Genomic DNA, 3,108 nt, shown 5'->3' on the forward strand with positions numbered 1-3,108 from the left:
ATATTACCTCTAGTATTGTGACTGTAAATACTGTAGATACTTCAATTGTTGGAACCTATACAGTTACTTATGATGTTAGTGATGCTAACAATAATAATGCCGTTCAAGTTATTAGAACTGTAAATGTAGAATCGAGTCTTTCAATTGAAGAGAATACTAATTATAAGTTAAAAGTATATCCAAATCCTGTAGATGGTAAATTAACTATTCAAGGACTACAGAAAGAAGTTAAAGTTTCGATTTATAATGTATTAGGTAAGTTAGTATTATCAAAAACGACTTTAAGTGAAATAGATGTTTATAATCTTAAAAGTGGTATTTATATTATAAAATTTGAAAATAATCAAAAAGTTGTTACTAGAAGATTTATAAAAAATTAAAATCTTCTTGAATTCAATTTGTTAAATATTAGCAATGTTGCATATGAATAAATTATTTTTTTTAAAATAATTATAAATTTGTCTAATAACAAAACCATAAATCAATTAAATATTGTTTTATATCATTACCAAAATAAACTATGAAAATTTCTAAATCAAATAGAAATTCTGATTCTAAAGAAGTATTTCTCCATAAACTTATATTTTATTTATTTTTAACTTTAAATTTTATTGTAAAAGCTGATAACAATCATCTTGTATCAAGCACTTATGATCTCTCAAAAAATTTAATTTCTAATTCTTTCATAGGTAGTATTAACCCATTATCAATACAAGATGAAACTACTATTTGTAGTGATGAACAATTAGGCGTTATTTTTGATTTTACTAATAGTGAGGGTATACCTTACCCTTCTTTTAATATCGTAGTGCTTGAAGATGAAACAGACAGTGAATTAATACCTTCTTCTAATAATAGGGGAGCTAGTTTTGAACTAACTTCAAACCAAACTTTAAACGATTCTTTCACAAATTTAACGAGTAGAACACTTAAGGTAGTTTATTATATTAGACCTACTTATTCAAATGGTATTTTTATTGAAGGTGATGAATTTAATTTAACTTTCTTTATAAATCCAGAACCTGAAGTTGATTCTCAAAGTATTAACTCTATCTGTAGTGAAATACCTTTAGATATTACATTAAATGATAGTACTAATGGAGTTGCTATATCTAGTTATAATATCATTGATATAAACGATGATGGATTAGAATCAACTATAGGAAATATTTCAATTGGAAATGGATTTTCTAAAACAGCCTTAACAAGAGATTCATTTAGTAATAATTCATCAATTTCTAAAAATGTAATTTATACGATAGTTCCTATAAGCGCACAAAATTGTGAAGGGGATTCGTTTACGGTAACAGTTCCTATACTCCCTAGTCCAAAAGTTGCAGATCAAACAAAAACAGTTTGTAGAAATCAACCAATCGGAATTTATTTAGGAAATGACACAAATGGACCAAGTGCACTTAGGTACAATATAACCAACATTACAAGTAATGGATTAACGGCTAGTGCAGGAAGTCCAGAAGTTAAAGATGGTGTTCTTAGTGATGAGTTATTTAATGATGCCTGGTCTAACCCTACTAGTGATCCTATTAATGTTGTTTATTCGGTTGAACCAGAAGGCCAAAATTGTATTGGTGATTCATTTACAGTTACAGTTACTGTTAATCCAGAGCTTTCAGTGAAAGATCAACCAATTTTGGTTTGTAGTGAAGAGGCATTGGGAGTATCTTTTAATGCGAGTAACACTATACCTGCTGCTGCATATAATATAATTGATTTTGATTCAGGTGGATTGACAGTAGTTTTTGGAAATCCTTCGGTAAGTTCAGGTTTGTTGGCTAGGGATTTATCAGATGATACATTTAATAACCCTACAACTGAAGATATTACAGCAGTTTACACAGTTGTTCCTGTTGATGCCATTGGCTGTGAAGGTACTCCCTTTACAGTAAGCGTAACTGTAAAACCAGATAACTTAGTTCCTACAGTTAATGATCAAATAGCTACATCAAGTGTCTCTAGTAGAGAGGGTATAAATGTTACATTGAATACTGGTACCAATCTCAATGCCCCTGCAACTTCATATAGGATCACCGTTATCAATAAACCCAATGGTTTAACACCTGGTGAAAATAACAGCGTAAATAACAGTACAATCTCATCTGATGGGATCTTTAATGATTCATATACAAACACATCATCATCACTTATAGATGTCATTTATACGATTGTACCAATAAGCACAGAAGGATGTGAAGGGGATTCTTTTACGGTTACTGTTGCTATAAGGCCAGAGCCTGTAGTTGCTGATCAAACATTGACAGTTTGTAATGAGCAAGATTTAGGAGTTACTTTAAATGGAAGTACTAATGGAATTGCTATACCTAGTTATAATATTACTAGTATCAACTCTAATGGATTAACGGCTAGTGCAGGAAATCCAGCAGTTACAGATGGTGTTCTTAGTGATGAGTTATCTGATGATGCTTGGTCTAATCCTAGTAATGCTCCTGTTAAGGTTGTTTACACGATTGTTCCAGTTAGTTCGGAGGGAGTTGAAGGAGGTTCTTTTACAGTAACAATCACTGTGAATCCAGTACCTGTAGTATCCGTTCAAACAGAAACAGTTTGTAGTGATGATACTTTAACTCTAGATCTTAATGCGGGTATTTTATCAGGAGGCGATAGTTTTAAGTATATAATAGATCAAGTATCGATACCACCTGGTTTAACAAGAACAGGTCCATCAAGTTACGGAACAGGTTCAGATGCGTTGAATGGTGATTCATTTACCAATACCACATCAGCATCTGTTGAAGTAGTTTATACAGTTACTCCATATATTGAAATACCTGGAGATGCAGCAGATTGTGGAGGAGATCCATTTACGGTAACAGTTACAGTGAACCCAGCACCCGTAGTAGCTGATATAACAGATACGGTTAACAGTGGTGATGTAGTAGGAGTTACTTTAGGAGCAGATACAGATGGAGCACCAGCAATATCGAATTACAGAATCACAGGAATTACAACCAATGGTTTAACACCTGGTGAAAATAACAGCGTAAATAACAGTACAATCTCATCTGATGGGATCTTTAATGATTCATATACAAACACATCATCATCACTTATAGATGTCATTTATACGAT

Annotated in this window: 2 protein-coding genes; both read left to right on the top strand. The window is 31.9% G+C overall.

Annotation, left to right across the window (positions count from 1 at the left end):
• A partial coding sequence (locus Q0L44_RS09455) for a T9SS type A sorting domain-containing protein (protein ID WP_296637852.1) occupies positions 1-380 on the top strand: 380 nt, incomplete at its 5' end.
• A 140-nt stretch (positions 381-520) separates the two neighbouring features.
• On the top strand, positions 521-3,108 hold a 2,588-nt coding region (locus tag Q0L44_RS09460; protein ID WP_296637853.1), incomplete at its 3' end, for a PKD-like domain-containing protein.

The sequence above is a fragment of the Polaribacter sp. genome (genome assembly GCF_024639685.1).
Lineage (GTDB): Bacteria > Bacteroidota > Bacteroidia > Flavobacteriales > Flavobacteriaceae > Polaribacter.